The 19719-nt window shown below is 72.0% G+C and carries 15 protein-coding genes and 1 pseudogene; 7 read left to right on the top strand and 9 right to left on the bottom strand.

Annotation, left to right across the window (positions count from 1 at the left end; translation table 11 throughout):
• Nucleotides 1–8 precede the first annotated feature (8 nt).
• From ACWDZ7_RS31935 to lpdA, 3 genes are all read right to left on the bottom strand, one after another.
• Complete coding sequence (locus ACWDZ7_RS31935) at nt 9–1529, bottom strand: MFS transporter (RefSeq protein ID WP_451801827.1); 1521 nt, start codon at nt 1527–1529, stop codon at nt 9–11.
• Nucleotides 1530–1944: 415 nt separating this feature from the next.
• The gene (locus tag ACWDZ7_RS31930; protein ID WP_451801825.1) at nt 1945–4116 is read right to left on the bottom strand and encodes an MMPL family transporter; all 2172 of its coding nucleotides are present in this window, start codon (nt 4114–4116) and stop codon (nt 1945–1947) included.
• Nucleotides 4117–4246: 130 nt separating this feature from the next.
• Nucleotides 4247–5650 (bottom strand): dihydrolipoyl dehydrogenase, encoded by a 1404-nt coding sequence (lpdA, locus tag ACWDZ7_RS31925; protein WP_451801824.1) that lies wholly within the window; start codon nt 5648–5650, stop codon nt 4247–4249.
• A gap of 276 nt (nt 5651–5926) precedes the next feature.
• Here lpdA and ACWDZ7_RS31920 point away from each other — a divergent pair, with 276 nt between their 5' ends.
• The 4 genes from ACWDZ7_RS31920 (at nt 5927) to ACWDZ7_RS31905 (ending at nt 10257) form a co-directional block, all read left to right on the top strand.
• Nucleotides 5927–6817, top strand: a complete 891-nt coding sequence (locus ACWDZ7_RS31920) for an SAM-dependent methyltransferase (protein WP_451801823.1) — start codon at nt 5927–5929, stop codon at nt 6815–6817.
• 201 nt (nt 6818–7018) lie between these two features.
• Nucleotides 7019–7963, top strand: coding sequence for a TauD/TfdA dioxygenase family protein (locus ACWDZ7_RS31915; RefSeq protein WP_451801822.1), 945 nt, complete (start codon nt 7019–7021; stop codon nt 7961–7963).
• A gap of 179 nt (nt 7964–8142) precedes the next feature.
• Nucleotides 8143–9804 (top strand): ABC-F family ATP-binding cassette domain-containing protein, encoded by a 1662-nt coding sequence (locus ACWDZ7_RS31910; protein ID WP_451801821.1) that lies wholly within the window; start codon nt 8143–8145, stop codon nt 9802–9804.
• 30 nt (nt 9805–9834) lie between these two features.
• Nucleotides 9835–10257 carry a YunG family protein gene (locus tag ACWDZ7_RS31905; RefSeq protein WP_451801820.1) on the top strand — a complete coding sequence of 141 codons (423 nt, stop codon included), beginning with the start codon at nt 9835–9837 and terminating at the stop codon, nt 10255–10257.
• Here the strand turns inward: ACWDZ7_RS31905 and ACWDZ7_RS31900 are convergent.
• The 3 genes from ACWDZ7_RS31900 to ACWDZ7_RS31890 form a co-directional block, all read right to left on the bottom strand.
• A complete protein-coding gene (locus tag ACWDZ7_RS31900; RefSeq protein WP_451801819.1) occupies nt 10242–10394 on the bottom strand; it encodes a hypothetical protein in 153 nt (50 codons plus the stop codon). The genes ACWDZ7_RS31905 and ACWDZ7_RS31900 overlap by 16 nt on opposite strands.
• A gap of 294 nt (nt 10395–10688) precedes the next feature.
• Nucleotides 10689–11129: a subtilase-type protease inhibitor gene (locus tag ACWDZ7_RS31895; RefSeq protein WP_451801818.1), complete on the bottom strand. Its 441-nt coding sequence runs from the start codon at nt 11127–11129 to the stop codon at nt 10689–10691.
• Between the two features lie 453 nt (nt 11130–11582).
• Complete coding sequence (locus ACWDZ7_RS31890) at nt 11583–12026, bottom strand: DUF3093 domain-containing protein (protein WP_451801817.1); 444 nt, start codon at nt 12024–12026, stop codon at nt 11583–11585.
• A 181-nt stretch (nt 12027–12207) separates the two neighbouring features.
• On the opposite strand from ACWDZ7_RS31890, the gene ACWDZ7_RS31885 reads away from it, so the two are divergent.
• Entirely contained in the window at nt 12208–14988 is a 2781-nt protein-coding gene (locus ACWDZ7_RS31885) for an alpha/beta hydrolase family protein (protein ID WP_451801815.1), read from the top strand.
• A 28-nt stretch (nt 14989–15016) separates the two neighbouring features.
• Here the strand turns inward: ACWDZ7_RS31885 and ACWDZ7_RS31880 are convergent, their stop codons facing one another.
• On the bottom strand, nt 15017–16531 hold the full coding sequence (locus ACWDZ7_RS31880; RefSeq protein ID WP_451801814.1) for an amidase: 1515 nt from the start codon (nt 16529–16531) through the stop codon (nt 15017–15019).
• Nucleotides 16524–17837 (bottom strand): MFS transporter, encoded by a 1314-nt coding sequence (locus ACWDZ7_RS31875; protein ID WP_451801813.1) that lies wholly within the window; start codon nt 17835–17837, stop codon nt 16524–16526. Before ACWDZ7_RS31875 ends, ACWDZ7_RS31880 begins: the two co-directional genes overlap by 8 nt.
• 71 nt (nt 17838–17908) lie before the next feature.
• On the opposite strand from ACWDZ7_RS31875, the gene ACWDZ7_RS31870 reads away from it, so the two are divergent.
• Nucleotides 17909–18862 carry a GlxA family transcriptional regulator gene (locus tag ACWDZ7_RS31870; RefSeq protein WP_451801812.1) on the top strand — a complete coding sequence of 318 codons (954 nt, stop codon included), beginning with the start codon at nt 17909–17911 and terminating at the stop codon, nt 18860–18862.
• A 41-nt stretch (nt 18863–18903) separates the two neighbouring features.
• Nucleotides 18904–19449, top strand: coding sequence for a GNAT family N-acetyltransferase (locus ACWDZ7_RS31865; protein WP_451801811.1), 546 nt, complete (start codon nt 18904–18906; stop codon nt 19447–19449).
• Here the strand turns inward: ACWDZ7_RS31865 and ACWDZ7_RS31860 are convergent.
• A pseudogene (locus ACWDZ7_RS31860) lies at nt 19357–19719 on the bottom strand (slipin family protein); the annotation flags it as partial. The gene ACWDZ7_RS31865 and the pseudogene ACWDZ7_RS31860 sit on opposite strands and share 93 nt — an antisense overlap.

Raw genomic sequence — 19719 nt, 5'->3', positions numbered from 1 at the left:
GTCGCGCCTCAGCCCATGTGGACGGGCGCGGCCCCCTCCGCCACCTGCTGCTTGCCCGCGTTGACCGCGATCGCGGTGACGGCGAGACCCGCCAGGAACATGACGCCCGCGGCGACGAACGCCAGGGTGTAGCCGTGGGTCAGCGCGTCGGCGGCCCTGGCGATCAGGCCGTGGTCCTTGGTGGCGATGCCGCGGTAGAACGAGGCGGCGGCCTCGGGCAGCCGGTCGTCGGCCGCGGAGGTGGAGATGGTCGAAAGGACGGCGAGGCCGAGCGCGCCGCCGATCTGCTGCGCGGTGTTCAGGAGCGCGGACGCCACGCCCGTCTCCTGGTGCTCGACGCCGCTGACCGCGCCCAGCGTCATGGGTACGAAGCTCATGCCGAGGCCGAGCGCGGTCACGAACATCGCCGGCATCAGATGCCCGGTGTACGACGAGTCCGGGGTGAGCGTGGCGAACCAGAACATGCCTCCGGCGGCCACCAGCAGCCCGGGCCCGGCTATGAGGCGCGGAGCGAGGCGGGTCACCAGCTTGGCGCTGAGGGCGGCGGCGATGCCCATGCCGAGGCTGAACGGCAGGTTCGCGAAGCCGGTCCTGACGGCGCTGTAGCCGAGGATCAGCTGCATGTAGAGGGTGAGGAAGTAGAAGGTGGCCATCATGCCGGCGCCGATGAACAGCATCGTGGCGTAGGAGCCGGAGCGGTTGCGGTCCTTGAAGAGGCGCAGCGGCATCATCGGGTGGGCGGTGCGGTTCTGGATGAACAGGAACGCGCCGAGCAGCACGACGGCGACGGCGAAGCAGCCGAGTGTCACGCTGTCGGTCCAGCCGTGCTCGCCGCCACGGGTGATGCCGTAGACCAGCGCGATCAGACCGCCGGTGCCGGTGATGGTGCCGGGCAGGTCGAGGCGCCCCGGGTGGCGCTCGGCCTCGACGAGCGTCCTGGTCCCGGCGAGGACGGCCAGGCCGATCGGGATGTTGACGAAGAACACCCACCGCCAGTCCAGGGCGTCGGTCAGGATGCCGCCGAGCAGCAGGCCGACGGTGGCGCCGATGCCGGCCATGGCGGCGTAGACACCCATGGCCTTGTTGCGCGGCTTGCCTTCGGGGAACGTCGTGGCGATCAGGGACAGCGCGCTGGGCGCCGCGATGGCCGCGCCGACGCCCTGCAGGACGCGCGCGCCGATCAGCAGGCCCTCGTTCGGGGCGAGGCCGCCGAGGAGGGAGGCCAGGGTGAACAGGGCGATGCCCACCTGGAACATCCGCCGGCGCCCGAAGAGGTCGCCCGCACGGCCGCCGACCAGCAGCAGCCCGCCGAAGGCAAGCGCGTACGAGTTGACGATCCACGCGAGGTTCGCGTCGGTCACACCGAGGGCGGTCTGGATGCTGGGCAGGGCGATGTTGGTGATCGTGCCGTCGAGGACCACCATCAGCTGGGCGGCGGCGATGACGAACAGGGCGAGGCCGAGATGCCGGCCCTTGCGGGAGCCCTCCGCCGGGGCGGGGGCGGTGACAGCAGGGCTGTCAACAGACATGAAAGAACTCCAGAACGAGGCGTGGACACATTCCGCCGGAACCGGAAGCAGGCACAGAAGATCGGCTTCCATTCCGGGTGGGATAAGTCGTGCAATCCGAGCTGCGCGACGCGTCGAAGTCGGCCTGGGCTCGGGGCGAAGGGAAACCTTAGCACCTTATAAAGGCAGGTCGGGGGCCATCTCCCCGCATTTTATCGATGCCCTCGGTGCACTTGACATTCGCCTTCGTTATGTGAGCACGCGAAAGGGGTGGGTGGAATTCAGTATGCCACTTGCATTCTCGAAGAAAGTGTGAGCAAAAAGGATGAGTGGAGGAATGTAGGGTCCACACTTTTCTCCGAAACGCAAATTGAGGGTCCGCGTCGATGGCCGCGGAAACGGCCTCGTCCTCGCGTGAACGGGCCGCCGGGGCCGCTCACCGCGTGCGCGTCGCGCCCCCGACCCGCTCCTCGTCCGTGTCAGGAGGCGGCGGTGCCCCGCCGCCGCTGTTCCGCTTCTCGTCCCCGTGGCCGGGCCACCAGGCGGCGTGCCCGATGAGCGCCGTCAGCGCCGGGGTGAAGACGGTCGCCATGATGAAGGCGGCGATGACGATGCCGAAGGAGAGCGAGAAACCCATCTGGGAGAGCGTCGAGTTCCCCGCCAGCATCAGCGTCGCGAACGTGCCGGCGAGGATGACGCCCGCCGAGCAGATCGTGGGACCCGAGTGCCGCACCGCCGTACCCGCCGCGTCGTGCGGGTCGCGGCCCTCGCGGGCCTCTTCGCGCAGCCGCGACACCATGAGGATGTTGTAGTCGGTGCCGAGCGCGACGACGAACAAGTACATGATCACCGGCAGCATGAACATCAGCCCCGGCTGGTCGCCGATCTGCTGGAATATCAGCGAGGTCGCGCCGAGCGTCGCACCGAAGCCGAGCGCGACCGACAGCATCAGATACCAGGGCGCCACCAGACTGCGCAGCAGCAGCCCGAGGATCACCATGATGGCGATCGCCGCGACCGGGAAGACCACCGAATAGTCGCGGTCCACCGCCTTGTTGATGTCGACGTACACCGCTGTCGTGCCGCCGACCAGCGCCTGCGAGCCGTCCGCCGCGTCCTGGTGGGCGGCGGGGCGCAACCGGTCCTTGACGGTCGACAGGGCCTTGTCGGAGGCGGGCGGGTCCGACAGGATCACCGAGTACGACGCCGTCGTGCGGTCCGGGCTCAGGCGTGGCGCCGCGACCTCGCCCACGCCCCGGACGTCGGCGAGCCGCTCGCGGAAGGCGGCGGCCTGCCGCTCCGTCACCGGCTCGTCGTCCGTCGAGGAGAGGTAGACGGAGGTCGGGTCGGTGGTGCCCGCGGGGAACCCCCTCTGGAGGTCATCCATGGCGACCATCGACTCCTTGTCCTTGGGCAGCGAGGACCCGGCGAGGTCGAAGTTGGCCTTGTAGCCGAGCGCGCCGAGCGCCAGGGCGCCCATGAACAGGGCCGAGACGATCGCCCACACGGCGGGCTTGCGCGCGATCGACGTGCCGAGCCGGGCGAACCCGCTGCCGTGCGGCTCGCGCTGCCAGGACTTCGAGGGCCAGAACACCTTCGTGCCGAGCAGCGAGACCACCGCCGGTACGAGCGTGAGACCGGCCAGCAGCGTCAGGAAGACCGCGATGGCGAGCGCCGGGCCCATCGAGCGCAGCATGCCGAGCGAGGAGAGCGTGAGCGCGGCGAAGGCGACGATGACGGCGCCCGCCGCCGACGTGATGGCCTCACCGACCCGCTCGACCGCGTGCACCATGGCGCCCTTGGCGTCCTCGCCCGCCCGCAGCGCCTCCCGGTAGCGGAAGAGCAGGAACAGGATGTAGTCGGTCCCGACACCGAACAGGACGACGGTCAGGAGTTCCTGGATGGAGGAGTCCGCCTTCATGTCGAACGCCTTGTTGGCGGAGGCGATCAGTCCGGTCGCCATCGGCGAGACCAGGCCGATGAGGACGACCGGCAGCAGCGCGATGATGGGGCTGCGGAAGATGACCAGGAGCAGCAGGATGATGATGATGATCGTGCCGGCCCCGACGAGCAGGCCCGCCCGCTCGGAGGCGTCGCTCTCGTCGAGCGCCTGGGCCGCGGCGCCGGTGATGCCGGCCGACAGGTCCGTGCCCTTCAGCTCCGGCTTCAGATCGGACCGCAGCCGCTCGACCGCGTCCTGCTGCGAGGTGTCCTCGGGGTCGGTGATCTTCGGCATCGCGACGACCGACGTCTGCACGAGCTTGTTGGGCGAGGCCTCGCCGGGCACGACGGCCTGCACACCCTCGATCTTCCGCGCCTGAAGGTCCTTGGAGACCCGGTCCACGTCGGCGGAGTCGGCGGCCGTCAGCTTCCCGCCGTCGGATCGCTCGAAGACGATGATGGCGCCGATGTTCTGCTGCTTGGGGAACTCCTTCTCCTGCACATCGGCCGCGCGGATCGACTCGTAATGATCAGGAAGGAAACTTGCCTCGTCACTGCTGGAGGTGAGCTTCGGCGCCAGGGATATCACCGCGCCGGCCATCACCACCCACGCCAGGATGATCCACCAAGGGCGGCGGACCACGAATCGGCCCAGACCAGAGAACATCGGCTACTGCCTCTCCTCGCCCCCGAGGCATAACAGTCGTGTTCCGCCCAGCATCGGCCGCCCCGGGCTGCCCCGCCACTCGAGCCACTCGATTTCAGTCACTCGCGTCGCGGCGGGGCGCCCGCCACCGTCAGAAGTTGATCATGTGCCCGGCCAGGCCGTGCACCGCTTCCTTGACGGCCTCGCCGAGCGTCGGGTGCGCGTGGACGTTGCGCGCGACCTCGTGGACGGTGAGGTCCCACTGCTGGGCCAGGGTCAGCTCGGGGAGCAGCTCGGTCACGTCCGGTCCGATCAGGTGGGCGCCGATGATCTCGCCGTACTTCGCGTCGCTGATGACCTTGACGAAGCCGACGGTGTCACCGAGGCCGTGCGCCTTGCCGTTCGCCTGGAAGGGGAACTTCGCGACCTTGACGTCGAAGCCCTTCTCCTTGGCCTGCGCCTCCGTCCAGCCGAAGCTCGCGATCTGCGGCTGCGAGTAGGTGGCACGCGGGATCATCGGGTAGTCGAGCTCCATCGTCTCGGCGTCCGCGAGGGTCTCCGCGGCGACCACGCCCATGGCCTCGGCGGTGTGCGCCAGCATCAGCTTCGCGGTGACGTCACCGATGGCGTAGATGTGCGGGACGTTCGTGCGGCAGCGGCCGTCGACGTCGATCGCGCCGCGCTCGGTGAGCGCCACGCCCGTCGCCTCCAGGCCGAAGCCGGTGACGTTCGGCGCGAAACCGATGGCCTGCAGGACCTTGTCGGCCTCCAGGGTCTGCTGCTTGCCGTCCTTGCCCGTGACGGTCACCCGGACCTGCTCGCCCGACTCGTCGATCGACTCGACGCGCGTCGAGGTCATGACGTCGATGCCGAGCTTGCGGTACTGCTTCGCCAGCTCCTTGGAGACGTCCGCGTCCTCCAGCGGCGCGACGCGGTCGAGGAACTCGACGATCGTCACCTTCACGCCGTAGTTGTGCAGCACGTACGCGAACTCGATGCCGATCGCGCCCGCGCCCGCGATCACGATGGACCGGGGCAGGGAGTCGGCGAGGATCTGCTCCTCGTACGTGACCACACGCTCGCTGCGGCTCGTGCCGGGCAGCAGCCGGGGTGTGGCGCCGGTGGCGATGACGCAGTTCTCGAAGCCGATCGTGGCGGTCGTGCCGTCGGACTTCGCGACCTGGAGCGTGTTCGCGTCCAGGAACGTGCCCCGGCCGTCGAACTCCGTGATGCCGTTCTTCTTCATCAGGAAGTGGACGCCCTTGACGCGGCCGTCCGCGACCGTGCGGCTGCGGTTGAACGCCTCGCCGTAGTCGAAGGACACCTGCCCGTCGACCTTGATGCCGTACGTCTTCTGCTCGTGCGTGAAGAGATGGGCCAGCTCGGCGTTGCGCAGCAGCGCCTTCGTCGGGATACAGCCGACGTTGAGGCAGACACCGCCCCAGTACTTCTCCTCGACGACCGCTACCCGCTTGCCCAGCTGGGCGGCGCGGATGGCGGCCACATAGCCGCCGGGTCCTGCTCCGAGCACGACGACGTCGAAGCGGTCTTCCATGGGGAGGTCCTCTCTGGGTGGAACGAATCCAGTGGTGCGGATGGCTCTGTGCCACGATCATGCGTCATGCGGGGGCCCGGATGGCGGGCGGGTGGCGCACACCACTGCCCGTCCGGCGCGACCCTCGCGAGCGCGTGACCGTTCATCATCTCAACCGACTTACCGCGTACGTCTGTTGGAGTTCCCGTCCGCGTTCACCCGAACGTGGATCGCCGGATAGTGTCACGACAACGGCACACGTTCCGTGAACCCCACGGGAGAGGTGGAGAGCGCACAGTGGAGAGCGACAACCAGCCCGGGACGGCGTCCATTCCGTCCATTCCGTCCGATCCGTCCATCCCGTACGACATCCCGACCTCGGCACGCGCCTACGGCTGGATGCTGGGCGGCAAGGACAACTACGAGGTGGACCGGAGCTTTCTGCTCTCCACGCTGCCATCGTTCCCCGAGTGCGTCGACATCGCCCGGCAGAACCGCGAGTTCCTCTTCCGCGTGGTGCGGTATCTGACCCGCGAGGCGGGCATCCGCCAGTTCATCGACATGGGCTGCGGACTGCCCACCGACGACAACGTCCACCAGGTCGCCCAGCGCTTCACCCCCGACGCCCGCGTCGTCTACGTCGACATCGACCCGATCGTCCTCGCGCACGGCCGCGCGCTGCTCGCCGACGACTCCTCCACCACCGTGATCACCGGCGACATGCGCGACCAGAAGGCGATCCTGGACCACCCCGACGTGGTGCGCCTCATCGACTTCGACGAGCCGGTCGCCGTGCTCTTCCTCTCCGTGGGCCACCACCTCGTCGACGCCGACGGACCGGCCCGCATCCTGCGGACCGTCATCGACCGGGCGGCGCCCGGCAGCCTCCTCGGCTTCTCCCAGGTCGTCGCCGACGATCCCGCCCGGGGCGCGGCGATGACCGCGCACATCTCCGGCGGCGGCGTCCCGTGGCAGACCCGCACCCCCGCCGAGGTCGACGCGCTCCTCGACGGCCTCGAACCGCTGGAGCCCGGCCTCGTGAACCTCGTCGACTGGCGCCCCGACGCCGACCAGCCGCCGCTCGCACCGGTCGACCCCGACCTCGCGCCCTACCTCGGCGCCACCGAGGTCAACAAGGGCATCTACGAGTACGGGGGAGTGCTGAGGGCGCCGCGGCAGAACGGCTGAGCGGTCAAGGGGAGGTTGACCCCAGTCGCCCGGCACCCCACAATGACCACCATGATCCAGCACCTGACCGCCGCCGTACGGACGTTCGACGTCCCGTGGCGGCGCGGGTGCGAACGATCGGGCCGCTAGCTGTACGGAGCTCGCCCCTATGGCTGCTCTCCGCACGGCCCGCCCGTTCCCGCACCCGAAGGATCACCCCCCATGGCTGTCACCGACCGCACCGCCCTGCCCCCGGCCGCCCTGCGCGACGCCCGCGTCCCCGCCGACGGCATGTACGAAGGCCGCCGCACCCTGCGCCGCCTGCCCGAAGGATGGCAGGAGCGGCCGTACGACCTGATCGACGTCGTCCCCCAAGGCCGTCTCATCGGCGCCGAGATCCGGGGCGTCGATCTCGCACGGCCCCTCGCACCCGCTCTGCGCGACGAGCTGAACCGCGCCCTCCTGGAATGGAAGGTGCTGTTCTTCCGCGGCGCGCACATCACCGCCGAGCAGCAGCGCGCCTTCGCCCTCAACTGGGGCGACCTGGAGACCAACCCACTGCTCGCGCGCGGCTCCGCCGACGACGTCGTCCGGTTCGACAAGGGCGGCAGCTCCGTCCCGACGTACGAGAACGTCTGGCACGCGGACGTCACCTTCCGCGAACGCCCCGCGCTGGGCGCCGTGTTGCAGTTGCGCGAGGTGCCGCCGTACGGCGGGGACACGATGTGGGCGGACATGGCGGCCGCCTACGACAACCTCCCCGAAGCCGTCAAGGAGCGCGTCGAGGGCGCGCGGGCCGTGCACGACTTCATCCCCGGCTTCGCCCGCTTCTACGGCCCCGAAAGGCTCGCCCCGCTCCAGGACCGCTTCCCGCCCGTCACCCACCCCGTGGTGCGCACACACCCCGAGACCGGACGGCGGATGCTCTTCGTCAACACCTCCTTCACCACCCACATCGTCGGCATGGAGCGGGACGAGAGCGACCGTCTCCTCGGCTTCCTCGTACGACAGGCCCATGTGCCGGAGTACCAGGTGCGGTTCCACTGGCAGGCGGGCGACGTCGCCTTCTGGGACAACCGCGCGACGCAGCACTACGCCGTCGACGACTACGCACCGCACCGCCGGGTCGCGGAGCGGGTCGCGATCACGGGCGACCGCCCGTACTGAGCCAACCCTGGCGCACCCTGTAGCATGATTGTCATGGCACGAGGTATCTGGTCGCAGAAGGTGCGCTCCGCCCGCTGACGGCGGCGCGCTTCCTTCTGCTGAATCCGCGCTCGCCGTCCCGGTTCCCGCCGGGCGGCCTCTCTTGCTGCCCGGCTCCCACGCGAGCTGCGGAGCACCCCGTGAACCTCAACCCCACCCCTGAAGCCATGCCCCTGCCCGCCGAGGCGGGCACCCGCGCACATCTGTGCGCCGAGGGCCTCACCGTCACCCGCGGACCCCGGCGCGTCCTGAACGACGTCACCCTCACCGTCTCCGCCCGGTCGCGCATCGCCGTCGTCGGCGAGAACGGCCGAGGCAAGACGACACTGCTGCACACCCTCGCCGGGCTGATCACACCGGACCAGGGCACCGTGCAGCGGGCGGGCACCATCGGACTGGCCCGCCAGGAACTCTTCGCGCGAGGCGGTCAGACCGTCGCCACCCTGACGTCCGAGGCGCTGGCCGCCTCCCTCGCGGCCCTCACCGCGCTGGACGAGGCGGCCCTCGCCATGACCGAGGGCGACCCCACCGCCGACGACCGCTACGCCGCCGCGCTCGACGCCGCCACCCGGCTCGACGCGTGGGACGCCGAACGCCGCGTCGACGTCGCCCTTGAGGCCCTCGGCGCCTGCACCGACCGCGACCGCCCCCTGTCGACGCTGTCGGTCGGCCAGCGCTACCGGGTCCGCCTCGCGTGCCTGCTCGGCGCGCGCCACGACGTCCTGCTGCTCGACGAGCCGACCAACCACCTCGACGCGGGCGGCCTCGACTTCCTGACCCGCAGGCTGCGCGAGCACGACGGCGGCCTCGCCCTCGTCAGCCACGACCGGGCGCTGCTGCGCGACGTCGCGGACCGGTTCCTCGACCTCGACCCCACCCGCGACGGGAAGCCCCGCCTGTACGCGGGCGGCTACGACGCCTGGCAGGACGCCCGCCGTCGCGAGCGCGGGCGCTGGGAACAGGACCACGAGGAGCAACAGGCCGAGCACCGGCGGCTGCAGGACGCCGTATCGAAGGCCCGCGACCGGCTCTCCACCGGCTGGCGGCCGGAGAAGGGCACCGGAAAGCACCAGCGCCAGTCCCGCGCACCGGGCGTCGTGCAGGCCCTGAACCGGCAGCAGGACGCCCTGGACGCGCACCGCCTCGACGTGCCGGAGCCGCCGCCGACGCCGCGATGGCCCGACCTGGGTGTCCGGCCGGGCGCGCCACAGCTGCGGGCACACGGCGTCACCGTCGACGGACGTCTCGCCGGCCCCGTCGACCTCACCCTCGACGGCGGCGACCGGCTGCTCGTCACCGGACCGAACGGTGCCGGAAAGTCCACGCTGCTCGCGGTGCTCGCCGGCTCGCTGGAGCCCACGTACGGGCACGTCCGGACGGCGAAGGGGGCGCGGATCGTCCGGGTCACCCAGGAGACCGCCGAGCAGGACCCCGGACTGACCGCTCGCGAGGTGTACGCCCGTCACGTGGGGCGGCTGGTGGCCCGCGGGATGCTCCGCGACGCCGACGCCGTCCCGCTGGGGGCGCTCAGGCTGCTGGACTCCGACGCGACGCGCACGCCGGTCGGGCGGATGTCGCAAGGACAGCAGCGGCGCCTCGACCTGGCGCTGGCACTGGCCGGGCGGCCCGGTCTGATCCTGCTCGACGAGCCGACCAACCACCTCTCGTCGACGCTGGTCGACGAGCTGACCGACGCGATCCGCGACACCAGCGCGGCCGTCGTCGTCGCCACGCACGACCGTCAACTGCTGCGCGACCTCGCGGACTGGCCCCGCCTGGAGCTGAGCTGCGACGACGGGTGATTGTCAGTGGCGGGTGCGAGGGTGATCGTCATGACATCACTTCTTCTGAGCGACATCGAAGCGGCCCTGCGCGACAGTTGGGGTGCGGACACCTTTCCGCCGGACTCGACGAAGCCCTGGCCGCGGCAGAACCCCGCCCGGGGTCAGTGCGGCGTCACCGCGCTCGTCCTCAACGACCTGCTGGGCGGGGAACTCGTACTCGGAGAGGTCCACGTCGACGGCGTCCGGGTCGACTACCACTGGTGGAATCGCCTGGGCGCGGGCCTGGAGATCGACCTCACCCGCGAGCAGTTCGCACCGCACGAGATCGTGACGGAGGGCGTCGTCACCGCCAGACCACCGGAGATCCGCCGCTGCCGGGAGGAGTACGAACTGCTGCGCGCCCGCGTGTTGAAGAGGCTCGACGAGCTGGCCGGCGACCGGGCGGCGGCGGCCGTTCACGCCACTTCGTAGACGTCGAGCCGCCCGCACATCCCGAACCGGCCCCGCACGGCGGGCTGTTCGGCGCGTACGGCGGCCCGTGCCAGGTAGTCGGCGTCACCGCGCTCCAGCCGGTCGAGCTGCGCGCCGGTCGCCTCGGCCTCGGCCACCGCGCGGCCAGGGGCCGTACGAGCGCGACGGCCGCGAGTTCTGCATGAGGACGTTGATGGCCAAGTCCCCCTCGCTGACGAGCCGGTGGATGGTCCCGGGTGTGAATCACACCAGCGCCCCCGGTGACAGAGGCGGCCACCGCGTACCCCTCGGCGCGTCGGGTGGATTCACCATGGGAAAAACACTACGGCCCCCGGTGTCCGAGGACACCGGGGGCCGCCCCGCGTCCCGGCTGCCTTCCCCCACGAAAGGTCACCGGGACTCCCCTGAGTGTGGTTCAGGGTCGGATCTCGTCAGAAGGTCAATGCGGCACCCTCCCCGAGACCAGCCTTCATCATGCACCGGTTGGAGAAGGTGGCGGACCAACTGACATGCCTGCCGTTCCATACTCCGTCGGCGGTCACCGTGACCGGCTGCCACTCCTTGGTACAGATGGCGTCGGACGTGTCCCTCACCAGGTGGCCGAACTGGCCGCCCGCCTTGGTGAGTTCGGCACACGCGGCGGCCGCGGAGGGGTGGCTTCCGGCGGGGCGCGGCGCGCAGATCAGCGTCACTGCGCGCTCGACCGCCGCGGAACTGGCGTCCTCGCCCTGGCCGACCGTGAGCACCAGGGCGGACGGCGCGTAAAGGCTCGTGGGCCCGGGGGCCTCGGCCTGCGCGGTGCCTGATGTCGCGGCGAGGACGCAGGTGGCAGCCGCGGCGGTTGCTCCCATCGTCCTGAGGGTGCGACGCATGGTGGACTCTCCTTCGCTCGATGCGGTTGATGACTGCGGTGAGGAGTCTTGCCGGTGCGGAGAGTGAGTGCCAATACGGTGGTCGATTTCCGGATGTGCGCGTCCGGTGGACGGTGTCCGTACGGACGTTCGGGCAGCTCAGGAGTGGTGGGGCGAGGGTGGGTCGACTGTCCAGCATGTGGACCAAGGTCACTGGTATAAACGCCAACTACCGCCTGACCTGCATCAATAGGAAATTGGTTCTTTCTTCGACCATCTGTATCGACCGGAAATCATCGCTGGCTGAAGAGATGGGCGGGTCAGTGGTTGCCCACGAGACCGCCCGCGGCGCCGAGGGCCGGCAGCGGCCGCAGAGCTGTCTGCGCCCGCTCGAAGTATCCGGGGACCTTCGCTGTCCCTTCGGTAAGTCCTGTGCGTGCGCCGGGACCGGGGCGCAGGTCCATGCCCGGCTTTTCAGCTCCGCGAGAAGGCCAGTACCGCCGCCAGGTTCATGGGCTGCCGCGTCGAGAGGTAGACGTACGGCGCGCCGCCGTAGGCGTCGCGCAGCTCGATGCGCAGGGCGGTCGGGATGTAGGAGCGCAGGAGCAGCATCGCGTACGGGTTCGCCCTGACCGTGCGCCACTCGAACGCCTCCCGCTCGTCGAGGATCTCCGTCGCGCCGAGCGCGTCGATCGGGATGGTCCGCTCGCCCACGACGAGGGAGCCCGGCGTCACGAGGATGCGCACCCTGCCGTGCGCGTGCACGATCGCCGCGGCCACCGACATGCCGATCACGGACACGGTCACCGCGGTGATCACTCCGAAGGGGATCGCCCCGACCCCCAGTCCGGCTCCGCCCAGTGCGACCAGGGCCCACCAGGAGCGGGGGACGCTGAGCCGCTCTTCGTAGATGTGCATGACCGAATCCTGGCAGGGGCGTCGACCGCGCCGGACAGAGGGTTCCCGTCGCGCCGCTCTCCTGCCGTCAGTGCGCGCGGTGAGGCAACGCGTAGGCGCTGGTTGCCGTCCTCGAAGGGGCAAGAGGGGCACATGAGTTCGCTTGTGTGTCCTGAGGAGAGTGATCAGGAGGAGGACCACTTTGAGACGTGTCTCACGAGTGGCGACCACAGTGCTGGCGGTACTCGCGCTCGCGGCGGCGACCCCGGGGGCGGCGCACGCGCTGCCGTCCGCCGACGCCCCGCCACCCGCGTCGCCCGCCCCGCCGGGCGGCCACGACGACCTGCCGGAGGGCTGGCGCCTCGCGGGTGAGGGCAGCGGCAAGGAACTGGTGTGGGCCTCACCCGAGCCGGTGCCCATGGGAGACGCCCGCGTCGAGTTCTACGCAGGGGAGAAGCTGCTCGGCCGCCCCGAGGCCGCGCGGGACCGCCGCTCGTTCCGGCTGCCGCTGGGCGGCGCGCGGGTCGGACCGGTGAAGAAGCTGCGGGTACTGGCCGGCGGGCGCCGCCTGGACGAGGCCGGAGCCGGGCAGGAGCCGAACACCCCGCGCCCCGCCTCGCCCGCCGCCCTGCCTCCCGCGAACGAGGTCGACCCGGGGAAGCCGGGCCGCTACCGCACCGTCAGCGGCGCGTACACCCTGAAGTCCCAGCGGCTGCCCGGCTTCCCGGAGCCGGTGGAGATGCGGGCCGACGTCGTCGGCCCCGCGGACGCGCCGGGGAAGCGGCCGCTGGCGCTGTTCCTGCACGGCCGTCACTACACCTGCTACGGCGCCGGGGACGGCCAGGGCGGCACCTGGCCCTGCAAGGCCGGCACCAAGCCGGTGCCCAGCCAAGCGGGCTACAAGCGGGCCCAGAAGCTCCTGGCCTCCCAGGGGTACGTCACCGTGTCCATCGCCGCCAACGGCATCAACGGCCAGGACCACCTCGCCGAGGACGGCGGCGCGCAGGCCCGCTCCTCGCTGGTCCGGCTGCACCTCGCCCGCTGGGCGGACTGGGCCGAGCGGCGGGGCGACGCACCGGCGGCCGTGCGGAAGGTCGCGCCCGCGGACCTGTCCCGCGTGCTCCTCGTCGGCCACTCCCGTGGCGGCGAGGGCGTCAACAGGGCCGCGCTCGACAGCCTTTACGCGCCGCCCGCCGACCAGGACGGCTACCATGGTCCGGTGCGCTGGAAGATCCGCGGCAACGTCCTGATAGGCCCCACCGTCTTCGGGCAGAACCCGGCCCCCGACGTCCCCTCCGCGACGATCCTGCCCGGCTGCGACGGAGACGTCTCCGACCTCCAGGGCGAGATCTACGTCGACGGGACGCGCCGCGTCGGCGGCGGCACCGCCCTGCACAGCGCGCTCTACATGGTCGGCGCCAACCACAACTTCTTCAACAGCGAATGGACCCCCGGGCAGGCGAAGGCGCCCGCCGACGACGACTTCCAGTCCGACGGCACCGACCCGGTGTGCTCGCCGGGCAAGAAGACCCGCCTCAACGCCAAGCAGCAGCAGACCGCCGGCGCCACGTACATAGCCGCGGCGGCCCGGCTGTTCGTCGCGGGCGACGACCGGGTGCGCCCCCTTCTCGACGGCTCGAACCGCCGTGCTCCCTCGGCGGACCCCGCGCGGGTGCTGACCCACGCCGTCGGAGCGCGCCGCACCGAGGCCTTCCTGCCGGACGCCTCGACCACGGTCAAGGGCGGACGGCTCTGCGCCCAGGTGCACCCGGACGCCGCCCGCGCCTGTCTGCCGCCCGGCACGGCGGGAGCCTCACCGCACTTCGCCGAGTGGCAGGTCTCGCCGGAGCCCGGCCGTGACGCGGTGGCGATGCGCTGGACGCGGCCAGGCTCCCCGGCGCGGATCAGCCCCGCACGCCCGGTGTCCCTGGCGGGCGCCAAGGACGTGGCGCTGCGGGTGATCGTGCCGCCCAACACCACCGGCACCCGGCTGGACGTCACGCTCGTCGACGCCTCCGGCCACCGCGCGAAGCTCGGCACGGCCCGCGTCGACGGGCTGCCGGGCAGCGGCCGGACCGCCTCGTACTGGGCCCGGGAGGTCCGCGTGCCGCTGACCGCACAGGCCCGGGAGAAGCTGGACCTCAAGCGGGTGAGGACCCTGGAACTCACCCCGCGCGGCCGCTCAGGCAAGGCGTGGCTGATGGACGCATGGGGCCGGCGCCCGGGCACGCCCGCGGTGAAGCCGGCCGCGCTGCCCCGCGTCGACATCGGCCGGCTGACCGTCGACGAAGGCGACTCCGGGGCGCGCACCTACCGGGTTCCGGTGAAGGTCTCCGGCACGGGCAGCGGCCAGGTCCGCCTCTTCGTTCCCGAGCCGGGCTCGGAGCGGGTCACGCACCGCACGGTGACAGTGCGACCGGGCGCCCACGACATCGACGTACCGGTCGAGGTACGGGGCAACACCCGCTACGGCTACGACGTCACGCACGACGCGTTCGTCAAGGCGGTGCGCGGCGCCGTGGTCGGCTCCCACCACGGCGGGGTGACGGCGCGGAACGACGACCCGATGCCCGAGGTCACCCTTGAGCCCGTCGCCGACCGCGTCACCGAGGGCAAGCCGCTGAAGTGGCGGATGACGCTGGCGGAACCCGTCGACGTGGACGTCATGGCCGGGCTCGCCTTCCTGCCGGTCGACGACGGCGCCGAGCTGTCCACGCTCGACGTGGACCCGCGCTGGCTGAAGGACGAGGCCGGTCAGAAACCCCGCCCGGGGCGCGCGCTCTCCAAGATGGGGGAGGACGGCGAATCCCTGTTCCTCACCGTGCCCGCGGGCAAGAAGAGCGTCGAGGTGCGCGTACCCACCATCAAGGACGGTGTGCGCGAGCCGGACGAGTCCCTGAAGGCCCAGCTGTTCCCGTACGACGAGAACTGGGAACCGCGGGAGGGCCCGGTGGTCACCGGTACGGTCCGGAACGCCCCGTAGCGCGAAGGGTGGCCGCCCAGGCGTGCGATCAGCCGGGCCGGCCACCCTGGCTGTCCTGGCCGGCGTGGCCACCCAGGCCGTCCTGGCCACCCTGCCCGCCCTGCCCGCTCCATGGATCCACCGGCGTCACCGCCCCGAGCGCCGACTCGATCGACTCGGCCGCCCGCAGGCACAGTTCCTCGCCGAAGCGCGGGCCGATCAGCTGCACCCCCTGCGGGAGGCCGTCGACCAGGCCGACCGGAACCGCGACGGCGGGCAGCCCGAGGAAGTTGACGGCGACCGTCGCGCGGAGCCCGTCCACGATGCCGTGCGCCGCTTCGACACCGTCGAGGTCGCCTCCGGCGCGGAAGGCACGCCCCGCGAAGACCGGCGCGAGGACCAGGGGAGTGGTGCGCTGGTACTCCGCCCAGGCGCGGGCGATCCGCTGCCGGGTCGTGAAGAGTTCGGCGTACGCGTCCAGGTCGAGGGCGGGCACCAGCTGGAAGATCAGCTCCATGAAGCGGCGGCCGTCCGCGGAGACCAGATCCTTCGCCGCGGGCCACGCTCGGCGGGCGTCACTCGCCATGAGACGGGCCCAACCGGCCGCCGCCTCCGCGAGGTTCGGCGGCGGGACGTCGCACAGTTCGTACCCCTGCGCCTCCAGGGTCGCCGCCGCGCGCCGGACGGCCTCGGCGACCGACGGGTCGTACCGGACGCCCGCCATCTCGTGCAACACGTGTACGCGGCGCGGCAGTTCGGGCGCGTACTGAGCGGGGACGGGCACGTGCCACGGGTCGCGCGTATCGGGCGCGGACAGGACGCCGAGCGCGAGACGCAGGTCCTCGACGCGGCGGGCCATCGGGCCCTGCACCTCGATGAGCTGGAGACTCACCGGCTTGGTGACCGGCTCGACGGACAGCGCGTGCGGGACGCGGCCGAGCGTGGGGCGCAGCGCCGTCGTCCCCGCGCACTGCGAGGGCCAGCGCAGCGAGCCGCCGAGGTCGTTGCCGATACCGAGCGGGCTCATCCCCGTGGCCAGGCACACGGCCTCGCCGCCGCTAGAACCGCCGGGCGTGAGCCGCGCGTCCCACGGGTTGAGCGTGGGCCCCATGAGCCCGCTGTCGGTGTGCCAACGCAGCGCGAGATCCGGCATGTTGGTGCGGGCGACCGGGATCGCCCCCGCCGCGCGCAGGTGCGCCACGGCGGGCGCGTCCACCGGGGCGACGGCCTCGGACAGGGCGGCGACGCCCTGCGTGGTCGCCGAGCCCGCGACATCGACGTTGTCCTTGACGGTGACCGGTACGCCGTCCAGCGGCCCGGCGGGACGGCCCGCCGCGAGCCGCCGGTCCGCAGCGGCCGCGGCGCGCAGCGCCTGGTCGGCCAGTACCTCGCGGACCGCGTTCACCCGGGGGTTCACCGTCCGGACGCGGTCGAGGACGGCCCGGACGAGTTCGGTGCTGGAGAACTCCTTGGCGCGCAGGGCGCGGGCGGCCTCGGCGGCCCCGAGGGTCACCAATTCGGGAACGGCCGCCGATCGGGCGTTGTATGTCGTGACGTCAGCCATGTGAGTGCTCCGTACGTTCGTAGTTGCGGCCTTGGCCGAGGCCATGGCCTTGCTCGTGCTCGTGGTCGTGGTCGTGGTCGTGGCGGTACGGGGCCGCGCGCGGCGGACGGTTCGCCGCGCGCCTCGTCCAGAGCAGCGTCAGGCCCGCGAGGCCCGCCATCACGGGCAGCAGCACGCTGGGTGGTACGGCGCGCTGGGCCGCCGCCAGCAGGAACGGCGCGGCGAACCCCAGATAGGACAGCGCCTGGTAGAGCGCGGTGAGCGTGGCCAGTTCCGCGGGGCGGGCCAGGCGCTGCACCTCCAGGAGCCCGCAGACCTGGGCGGCACCGTAACCCGCGCCGAGGGCGAGCGCCGCGGCGGCCACCAGCAGCGGCTCGTACGTCGCCGCCGCGCCCGCGGCGGCCAGCAGGCCCGCCACGACCAGCGCGAGCGCCGTGGTGAGCAGACGCGCCGAACCGGGCCGGTCCACCCCGCGCACCAAGGGCTGTACGAGGATGCCGGCGAGCGCGGTCAGCATGGCCGAACCGGCGCTGAACACGAGCGCGTGATCCGCCAGGCGGCTCCCTACGAGCCCTGGCAGATAGGCGAGTCCGATCGACGCGGAGCCGAACACCCACGGCGCGAGCGGCGCCACCACGGTGCGCATCCGGCCCGGCGGCGGAACAAGGAGCCGCAGGCCGCCCCGGACTCCTCCAGGGCCGGACGGACCACGCGTCTCCGGAGCCGCCGCGAGCAGCGGCAGGGCGATCAACAGCAGTGCCAGGTGCGGCAGATAGGGCAGCACGGTGGGCGCGGGGCCCCACTGGGCGAGAACCCCGGCCGCCGGCGGTCCCGCGGCGAACCCCGCGGTCATCGTCACGGTCACCCGCCGCGCGCCGGGCGAGGCCCCGCCACCCGGCCCCACCGGGGAGAGCTCCTTGATCCACGCGGCGCCCGCACTGAACGCCGCCCCGCTGGCCGCCCCGGAGACGAGCCGCCCGGCGAACAGCCAGCCCACGCCCGAGCCCCCGGCGATCAACAGCAGACTGCCGAGCAGAGACGCGCAGAGAGCGGGCAGCACGACCCGCCGCCGCCCGCGGCGGTCGGAGACCGGGCCGCCGAGCAGCAGCCCCGGGATCAGCCCGACCGCGTACAGGCCGAACGTGGCCTGCACCGTCGACGCGGAGAGCCCGAGCCCGGACCGGTACATCAACAGCAGCGGCACGAACTGGTTGGCGCCCCACCCCACCGCGGCCACCGCAAGACCGACCCGCAGCCAGGGACGGGCGGCGACGAACGGCGCCGCCCGTGTCATGTGCTTTCTCATGCCCACCAGCGTCGCCGCCAGCCGATCACGCGACGAGTGGCGGTAACGACACCATCCGTACAGTTACCGACATGGCTACTGTCGCACTGGCCGTCACCGACGGGATACCGCTCTTCGAACTCGCCATCCCCACCGGCGTGTTCGGCCTCGCCCCGCCCGACGGCGTCACGTCCTGGTACGACCTCGTCCTCTGCGCCCCGGACCGCGCGGGTGGCACGCGCGCCGGAGGCTGGTTCCTCGCCGAGACCCCGCACGGGCTCGACGCACTGGCCGCCGCCGACACGGTGATCGTGCCCGCCTGCCACGACGCCGCCGAGGACCCGCCCACCGACCTGGTCGAAGCGGTCCGTGCCGCGCACGAGGCGGGAGCCCGGGTGGCGTCCATCTGCACCGGCGCGTTCGTCCTCGCCGCCGCCGGTCTCCTCGACGGGCGGCGCGCCACCACCCACTGGTCCCACGCCGCGCGGCTCGCCGAACGCCACCCCGCCGTCGAGGTCGACGCGGGCGTGCTCTACGTGGACGACGGCACGGTGCTGACCTCCGCGGGCAAGGCCGCGGGCATCGACCTGTGCCTGCACATGGTGCGCTGCGACCACGGCGCCGCCGTCGCGAGCGACCTGGCCCGCCGCATGGTCGTCGCCCCGCACCGGCCCGGCGGCCAGGCCCAGTTCATCGCGGAACCGGTCCCCGCGGAGGGCGACCACCGGCTCGCCGACGTGCTGGCGTGGGCGCTCACCCGCATCGCCGAGCCGCTCACCGTGACCGACCTCGCGGCGCGCGCCCGCCTGAGCCCGCGCCAGCTGACGCGGCTCTTCACCGCCGTCACCGGCACGACACCGATCCAGTGGCTGCTGGCGCAACGCGTCCAGCGCGCCCAGGAGCTGCTGGAGAACACCGGACGGAGCGTCGACCGGATCGCCGAGGACTGCGGCATGGGCACGGCCGCGACGCTGCGCCGCCACTTCCGCCGCGCGGTGGGGGTCGCGCCGGACAGCTACCGGCGGGCGTTCCGCGGGCGCGCCTGAGCGGGCCTTCTCAGCGGTGGCCGGATGCGTAAGGTTCCTCCATGCCCATCTCCTCGAACACTCCCTCGAACACCCCTTGCAACGCCCCTTCCAACGCCCCTTCCAACGCCCCTGAACTCCAGCTTCTCGGCGCCGAGCACGCGCCCGCCCTGCTCGCCTTCGAGGAGGCGAACCGCGCCTACTTCGCCGCGTCGGTGCCCGACCGCGGTGACGCCTACTTCCGGGACTTCGCGGCGCGGCACAGCGCCCTCCTCGCCGAGCAGGCCGCGGGGGTCTGCTTCTTCCACGTCCTGGTGGACGACGCGGGCGCGGTGCTCGGGCGGGTCAATCTCGTCGACGTGGCCGACGGCGGCGCCGAGCTGGGCTACCGGATCGCGCAGCGGGCCGCCGGACAGGGCCTGGCCACCCGCGCCGTCCGGCAGGCCTGCGACCTCGCCGTCACCGCGTACGGCCTCACCGAACTCCGCGCGGCGACGACGTTCGACAACCCGGGCTCACGGGCCGTTCTCGCCCGCACCGGCTTCGTGCCCACCGGCGACATCCGGCTCGACGGCCGCCCGGGGACCAGCTACCTGCTGGCGCTCTGACACGTCAGGGCTTTCGGACCTCTGGCCGCCGCCCGGCTGCTGGGCCCGCTCCAGGAAGCGGAGCAGCTCCACCGGGAAGGGCAGGACGAGGGTGGAGTTCTTCTCGGCGGCGACGGCCACCACGGTCTGCAACAGCCGGAGTTGCAGCGCCGCGGGCTGCGTGGACATCTCCTTCGCGGCCTCGGCGAGTTTCTTGGACGCCTGCAGTTCGGCGTCGGCGTTGATGACGCGGGCCCGCCGCTCGCGGTCGGCCTCGGCCTGCCGGGCCAT

It is taken from the genome of Streptomyces sp. NPDC003032 (genome assembly GCF_053591415.1).
The sequence above is the reverse complement of the archived record's forward strand: the minus strand, read 5'-3'. Positions and strand labels throughout refer to the sequence as shown.

Coding starts and splice junctions, on each gene's coding strand:
- ACWDZ7_RS31935 (WP_451801827.1), bottom strand. CDS start 1,529: ATGTCTGTTGACAGCCCTGCTGTCACCGCCCCCGCCCCGGCGGAGGGC.
- ACWDZ7_RS31930 (WP_451801825.1), bottom strand. CDS start 4,116: ATGTTCTCTGGTCTGGGCCGATTCGTGGTCCGCCGCCCTTGGTGGATC.
- lpdA (WP_451801824.1), bottom strand. CDS start 5,650: ATGGAAGACCGCTTCGACGTCGTCGTGCTCGGAGCAGGACCCGGCGGC.
- ACWDZ7_RS31915 (WP_451801822.1), top strand. CDS start 7,019: ATGGCTGTCACCGACCGCACCGCCCTGCCCCCGGCCGCCCTGCGCGAC.
- ACWDZ7_RS31905 (WP_451801820.1), top strand. CDS start 9,835: ATGACATCACTTCTTCTGAGCGACATCGAAGCGGCCCTGCGCGACAGT.
- ACWDZ7_RS31895 (WP_451801818.1), bottom strand. CDS start 11,129: ATGCGTCGCACCCTCAGGACGATGGGAGCAACCGCCGCGGCTGCCACC.
- ACWDZ7_RS31890 (WP_451801817.1), bottom strand. CDS start 12,026: ATGCACATCTACGAAGAGCGGCTCAGCGTCCCCCGCTCCTGGTGGGCC.
- ACWDZ7_RS31880 (WP_451801814.1), bottom strand. CDS start 16,531: ATGGCTGACGTCACGACATACAACGCCCGATCGGCGGCCGTTCCCGAA.
- ACWDZ7_RS31875 (WP_451801813.1), bottom strand. CDS start 17,837: ATGAGAAAGCACATGACACGGGCGGCGCCGTTCGTCGCCGCCCGTCCC.
- ACWDZ7_RS31870 (WP_451801812.1), top strand. CDS start 17,909: ATGGCTACTGTCGCACTGGCCGTCACCGACGGGATACCGCTCTTCGAA.
- ACWDZ7_RS31865 (WP_451801811.1), top strand. CDS start 18,904: ATGCCCATCTCCTCGAACACTCCCTCGAACACCCCTTGCAACGCCCCT.